Origin of the sequence: Promicromonospora alba (genome assembly GCF_042654905.1) — a bacterium.
GTDB lineage: Bacteria > Actinomycetota > Actinomycetes > Actinomycetales > Cellulomonadaceae > Promicromonospora > Promicromonospora alba.
Genome location: NZ_JBHSFI010000006.1, coordinates 108447 through 114793 on the forward strand (window position 1 = coordinate 108447; position 6347 = coordinate 114793).

5 protein-coding genes are annotated in these 6347 nt (G+C 70.3%); 3 read left to right on the top strand and 2 right to left on the bottom strand.

The genetic code is table 11. The annotated features are described in order from the left end of the window. Positions 1–70 precede the first annotated feature (70 nt). Positions 71–1495: a class II fumarate hydratase gene (locus ACFO6V_RS20075; RefSeq protein WP_377138443.1), complete on the top strand. Its 1425-nt coding sequence runs from the start codon at positions 71–73 to the stop codon at positions 1493–1495. A gap of 112 nt (positions 1496–1607) precedes the next feature. On the opposite strand, the gene ACFO6V_RS20080 is transcribed toward ACFO6V_RS20075, so the two are convergent. Next, positions 1608–2375 carry a GOLPH3/VPS74 family protein gene (locus ACFO6V_RS20080; protein ID WP_377138445.1) on the bottom strand — a complete coding sequence of 256 codons (768 nt, stop codon included), beginning with the start codon at positions 2373–2375 and terminating at the stop codon, positions 1608–1610. 272 nt (positions 2376–2647) lie between these two features. Continuing rightward, entirely contained in the window at positions 2648–3907 is a 1260-nt protein-coding gene (locus ACFO6V_RS20085; RefSeq protein WP_377139165.1) for a PhoH family protein, read from the bottom strand. Positions 3908–4412: 505 nt separating this feature from the next. Here ACFO6V_RS20085 and ACFO6V_RS20090 point away from each other — a divergent pair. Continuing rightward, the gene (locus tag ACFO6V_RS20090) at positions 4413–4976 is read left to right on the top strand and encodes a DUF1697 domain-containing protein (protein WP_377138448.1); all 564 of its coding nucleotides are present in this window, start codon (positions 4413–4415) and stop codon (positions 4974–4976) included. Between the two features lie 92 nt (positions 4977–5068). Continuing rightward, positions 5069–6347, top strand: a 1279-nt coding sequence (gene nhaA / locus ACFO6V_RS20095; protein ID WP_377138450.1) for a Na+/H+ antiporter NhaA, incomplete at its 3' end; no start/stop codon positions are given.

The window sequence follows — 6347 nt, forward strand, 5'->3', positions numbered from 1 at the left end:
GCGGGGACGGGGTGATACGAGTCACGCGCTCAGGTGCGTCGGCGGGGCGCGGCTGCGGCACGATAGATCCATGACTGCTGACACCGTCGTCCCGTCCGGCGACACCGAGTTCCGTATCGAGCACGACACCATGGGCGAGGTGCGCGTCCCGAAGAACGCCCTCTACCGCGCCCAGACGCAGCGCGCCGTCGAGAACTTCCCGATCTCCGGCACGCCCCTCGAGCGTTCGCACATCGAGGCCCTGGCCCGCGTGAAGAAGGCCGCCGCCACCGCGAACGCGGAGCTCGGCGTGCTCGACAAGGACATCGCCGAGGCGATCGTCGCCGCCGCGGACGAAGTCGCCTCCGGCAAGTACGACGGCCACTTCCCGATCGACGTCTTCCAGACCGGCTCGGGCACGTCGTCGAACATGAACACCAACGAGGTCCTCGCGACGCTCGCCACCGCCGCGCTCGGCAAGGACGTGCACCCGAACGACCACGTCAACGCGTCGCAGTCGTCGAACGACGTCTTCCCGACCTCCGTGCACGTCGCCGCCACCTCGGGCGTCGTGAACGACCTGGTCCCGGCGCTCACCCACCTGGCAGAGGCGCTCCAGGCGAAGTCCGTGGAGTACGCGGAGGTCGTGAAGTCAGGGCGCACGCACCTCATGGACGCCACCCCGGTCACACTGGGCCAGGAGTTCGGCGGGTACGCCGCCGCCGTCCGCTACGGCGTCGAGCGCCTGCAGTCGGCGCTCCCGCGTGCCGCTGAGGTGCCGCTGGGCGGAACCGCCGTCGGCACCGGTATCAACACCCCGGCGGGCTTCCCGCAGCGGGTCATCGCGCTGCTCGCCGAGGACACCGGCCTGCCGCTGACCGAGGCCCGCGACCACTTCGAGGCGCAGTCGGCCCGCGACGGACTGGTCGAGCTCTCGGGTGCGCTGCGCACCATCGCGGTCTCGCTGACGAAGATCTGCAACGACCTGCGCTGGATGGGCTCCGGCCCCAACACGGGCCTGGGCGAGATCGCGCTGCCCGACCTGCAGCCGGGCTCCTCGATCATGCCGGGCAAGGTCAACCCCGTCATCCCCGAGGCTGTGCTCATGGTGTGCGCGCGTGTCATCGGCAACGACGCGACCGTGGCGTGGGCAGGTGCCTCCGGCTCGTTCGAGCTCAACGTGCAGATCCCGGTGATCGCCCAGGGCGTGCTGGAGTCGATCCGTCTGCTTTCGAACTCATCACGGGTGCTGGCGGACAAGACCATCGTCGGCATCACCGCGAACGTCGAGCGCGCCCGTGCGCTCGCCGAGTCGTCCCCGTCGATCGTGACGCCGCTGAACCGCGTGATCGGCTACGAGGCCGCCGCGAAGGTCGCGAAGACCGCGGTCAAGGAGGGCATCACCGTGCGGCAGGCAGTGATCGACCTCGGGTTCGTCGAGCGTGGCGAGGTCACCGAGGCACAGCTCGACACCGCGCTCGACGTCCTCTCGATGACGCGCCCGCCGCAGGCCTGACGCTGACCGCGACGGCGCCGAAGTAGAGCGGGTGTCCGGCTGTACGCGCGATAGCCCGCGTACAGCCGGACACCCGCTCTACTTCGGCGCCGTCGTGGTTTCGAGCAGCAGGTCAGGCAACCGGTGCTTCGACGGGCTCGGCGGCCGGCGCGGCCGCGTCAGCGGTCTTGTCGGCGTCGTTCGACAGCAGGATGAACGCCGCAGCGGCGACACCGACCGTGGCGACGGTGGCTACCGTGGCCGCGATGGCGACCTGGGTCGCAACAGTCGCGACGCCCCACTCGCTGCCGGCGATCTCCTCGGCGCGGTCCTGGGCGGCCTTGCGCTGCTCCTTGCCGACCAGGCCACCGATCAGGCCCGAGCCGTGCAGCAGCGAGATCAGGGTGGCGGTGCGCTCGTCGGGCTCAGCGCCGTCGACGAGAACCTTCGTGAGGTTGGCGCGCAGCGCGGTCTCGTGGCTCGAGTCAGCGGCCGGCCAGCGGGTGATCGGGAGCATGCGGAAGAGCTTGGTCTCTTCCTTCTCGAGGACCCCACGCTCGACGAGAGCGGTCAGGAGGTTCTCCTCCGCCTTCTCGGAGATGGCCTCGACGATCTTGCGCGCGGGAGCGTCGGGCGCGTCGAGCGCGGCCTGCAGGGCGGCGTCGAGGGCCACGTGGCCGGTGGGCGCGTTGTCGGTGACGAGGATCGTGGCGTCCCCGGCCTTCTCGCGCTCCTCCTTGGTCGCGCCGGCCTCCGGCGCGCCCCGCATGAGGGTCTTGTTCGCGGCGGCAAGGTCCGCGAGGAGCGCGCCGGCGAGGCGAACACCCAGGTTGTCGACGTTGGCGGTCTTGCCCGTCTCGTCGTCGACGGCGAGCAGCAGGAAGTCTTCAGCAATCAGCATGGCCCTGATGCTATATCCGACAAGCGAGACAACGCCCGTATTGAGACGGTCACCCTGGAAACAGGCCACAAACGGTTCGCAAGATCCTTTGGTTAGCCTTACCTAAGTCTGCTACTGTCGCTCATGCACTCGAAGAGGCGTACCGCCGGACTGCGGGGCTGGGGGGTTCCGTCCGGCGGCACGCCTCTTCCGTGCCAGGAGTCACGAAAAGTCAGACGCTCAGGTCACTGGAGTGACCTGAGCGTCTGACATCGTGCAACGGGTAGGAAGGGTCAGACCTCCAGCCGCTCCAGCATGTCGGTCACCAGCGCCGCCACCGGCGAACGCTCGGACCGGGTGAGGGTCACGTGCGCGAAGAGCGGGTGGCCCTTGAGCGCCTCGATGACCGCCGCGACGCCGTCGTGCCGCCCCACCCGCAGGTTGTCCCGCTGCGCGACGTCGTGGGTGAGCACCACGCGCGAGCCCTGGCCGATCCGCGAGAGCACCGTGAGCAGGACGTTCCGCTCCAGGGACTGCGCCTCGTCCACGATGACGAACGCGTCGTGCAGGGATCGTCCGCGGATGTGCGTGAGCGGCAGCACCTCGAGCATGTCGCGCTCGATGACCTCCTCCACCACCGCGGGCGAGACCAGCGCCCCCAGAGTGTCGAAGACGGCCTGCGCCCACGGGTTCATCTTCTCGGACTCCGACCCGGGGAGGTAGCCCAGGTCCTGCCCGCCCACCGCGTAGAGCGGCCGGAACACGACCACCTTGCGGTGCTTCTGCCGCTCCAGCACGGACTCCAGGCCGGCGCACAGGGCGAGCGCCGACTTACCCGTGCCGGCCCGGCCGCCGAGCGAGACGATCCCGATGTCCGGGTCGAGCAGCAGGTCGATGGCCACGCGCTGCTCCGCCGAGCGCCCGTGGACCCCGAACACCTCCTGGTCACCGCGGACGAGCTGCACCCGCTTGTCCGCCGTCACACGGCCGAGCGCGGAACCGCCCGGCGAGTGCACCACCATCCCCGTGTGCACCAGCAGCGGCGAGGCGGCCTCGACCGTCGCCGGGTCCAGCGCCGCGATCTCGACCGAGTCGTTGTCCCAGAGAGCGCCCATCTGCTCGTCGGACAGGTCGATCTCGCGCATCCCGGTCCAGCCCGAGTCCACCGCGAGCTCGGCCTTGTACTCCTCGGCCTGCAGGCCGACGGAGGATGCCTTCACCCGCATCGGCAGGTCCTTGGAGACCACCGTGACACTGTTGCCCTCGGCCGCGAGGTTGGCGGCCACCGCGAGGATGCGGGTGTCGTTGTCGCCCAGCCGGAACCCGGCGGGCAGGACCGTCGGGTCCACGTGGTTGAGCTCCACCCGCAGCGTGCCGCCCGCGTCCCCCACGGGGACCGGCGCGTCGAGGCGGCCGTGCTGGACGCGCAGCTCGTCCAGCATCCGCAGGGCGCTCCGGGCGAAGTACCCGAGCTCGGCGTGGTGGCGCTTGGCCTCCAGCTCCGTGATCACGACGATGGGGAGAACGACATCGTGCTCCGCGAACCGCAACATCGCCTTGGGATCACTCAACAGCACAGACGTGTCGATGACGAAGGTCCTACGATCGTCACCTGCCGCGCCGGAAGCGGCGTCGGCACTCTGGTCGGACGGACGGGGGGTGTGTGCGGATTGGCTCACTGCGGTTCTCCCTCCGGCGCCGAAGCGCCGTGACAGCCTCGTCACTACCTGGCGAGTACCGCCTGTCGGCGGAACCGACCCGGACGAACCGGGGCTGGTGGATGGGCCGGATGACCGACTCGGAACGCCGCGTCGTGGCGCAGAGCCGGGACCGGCCCTTCTCCACGGAGCGAGCACTCCATAGGTTGGCCTCCCGAAGGGGCGACTGGGTGCCGTCCCTGAAATGGAAACTACGCGCACTGCCATCCCATGACCAGACCCGCGCCCCGGCGGGTCGCAAGTTGTCACGAACTGTTCACACGCTGGTAATAACTTGACGGTTACCCCAAGGAATCGCAAAACTCGCTGGAAGGCTCGCCGAAGCGCCAGGATGGGACGCATGGATTCCTTCGCCGTCCTCCTCCGGGCCGTCAACGTCGGACCCGGCCTGCGCGTCACGTCAGCCGACCTGATCGGCGCAGCCGCCGACGCCGGCCTCGGAGCGGCCCGCGCCCTCCTCAACAGCGGCAACCTCGTGGTCACGCCGGGCACCTCTGGTGCCCGCACGCCCGCCGACGTCGGAGACCTGGTGCAGCGCTGCCTCACCGAGCGGCTCGGTCAGGACGTGGCCGCCGTCGCCCTGAGCGCCGGGCAGCTGGAGGCGATAGCCCGAGCCAACCCCTTCGCCGCCGCCGCGCGGGATCATCCCGCGCAGCTCCAGGTGCACGTCCCGTTCGGCGACCTGGTCGAGGCGGGCATCGCCCGCCTCGACCTGGCCAACGCGGGCCGCGAGCTGCTCGCGACCGGCGCGGGAGTGCTGTACGTGCACTACGTGGACGGGATCGGCCGGTCGAAGCTCACACCGAAGGTCGTCGACCAGGCAGCGGGCGTGCCGACCACCGCCCGGAACTGGAACACCATCACCAGGCTGCGCACGGCCTGCGCGGAACTGGCCTCCGAGTAGGGTGAAGTGCAGGGTGTGCCGGGAAGTCTGGTCGGCGTGGGCCGGGTCGACCGGTCCTGCTCCGACGATCCGCAAAACCGAGAGGACCAGCGTTGAGCTCTGACGCCGTCGCCCGCACCCGAATCCAGCGTCTCCGGACCTGGGCCTCCCGCGAGACCACTGGCGGTGCGCTCCTCATCGGGGCCGCGTTCCTCGCCCTGCTCTGGGCGAACTCGCCCTGGCGGGACGCCTACCAGGCACTGTCCGCGACGGTGGTCGGTCCAGCCGCGATCGGGCCGCTGCCGCTCCACCTGGACCTGTCCCTCAGCACCTGGGCCGCGGACGGCCTGCTCGCGATCTTCTTCTTCGTGGTCGGCGTGGAGCTCAAGCAGGAGTTCGTCGCCGGCAGCCTCCGCAACCCGAAGGAAGCGGGCGTCCCGATGATCGCGGCGGTCGGCGGTATGGCCGTCCCCGCCCTGATCTACGCCGCCGTCGTCCTGAGCCTCGGCGATCCCGCCGCCCTGCACGGCTGGGCCATCCCCACCGCCACGGACATCGCGTTCGCGGTGGGCGTGCTCGCCATCTTCGGCCGCGGCCTGCCGACGGCGATCCGGACCTTCCTGCTCACGCTGGCCGTCGTGGACGACCTGCTCGCGATCGTCGTCATCGCGATCTTCTACACCAGCCAGATCCACTGGTTCTCTCTGCTCGGCACGTTCGTCTGCGTCGCACTCTTCCTGTGGCACGTTCGGTCGCGCAAGCCGCGCTGGTTCGTGCTGCTGCCGCTCGCCGCGGTCGCGTGGGCGCTGATGCACGCGTCCGGCGTCCACGCGACCATCTCGGGTGTGCTGCTGGGCTTCACCGTCCCGGCGCTCGCCCTGCACGGCGAGGCGACGTCGCGCACCACCCAGTACGAACACCGGCTCAAGCCGCTCTCCTCCGGCATCGCGCTGCCCGTGTTCGCCTTCTTCGCCGCGGGCGTGTCGCTGGTCGACGGCGACGGGCCGGGCGCCGTGATCAGCCAGCCGGTCGTCGCCGCGATAGCCGCCGGCCTGGTGCTGGGCAAGCTCCTCGGCGTGCTCGGGACGACGGCTCTGATCACCCGGATCACGCCACTGCGCCTGCCTGACGGCATCGGCGTGCGCGACCTGCTGCCCGTCGGGCTCTTGGCCGGCATCGGGTTCACCGTGTCGCTGCTGATCAGCGAGCTGTCCTTCGGGGACTCGGAGCACACCGACGGGGCGAAGATCGCGATCCTCGGCGCCTCGGTGCTCGCCGCGATCCTCGGTGCGATCTCCCTGCGCTGGGACGCCCGCCGGGCCCGCACGGCCGACATGAACCTCGACGGCCGGCCGGACGACGTCCGCAGCTACATCGGCGACACCAGGGACC

What these genes read in the sequence shown, in the direction of transcription:
- ACFO6V_RS20085 (WP_377139165.1), bottom strand. Translation starts at nt 3,907, where the DNA reads ATGTTGCGGTTCGCGGAGCACGATGTCGTTCTCCCCATCGTCGTGATC.
- ACFO6V_RS20075 (WP_377138443.1), top strand. Translation starts at nt 71, where the DNA reads ATGACTGCTGACACCGTCGTCCCGTCCGGCGACACCGAGTTCCGTATC.
- ACFO6V_RS20090 (WP_377138448.1), top strand. Translation starts at nt 4,413, where the DNA reads ATGGATTCCTTCGCCGTCCTCCTCCGGGCCGTCAACGTCGGACCCGGC.
- ACFO6V_RS20080 (WP_377138445.1), bottom strand. Translation starts at nt 2,375, where the DNA reads ATGCTGATTGCTGAAGACTTCCTGCTGCTCGCCGTCGACGACGAGACG.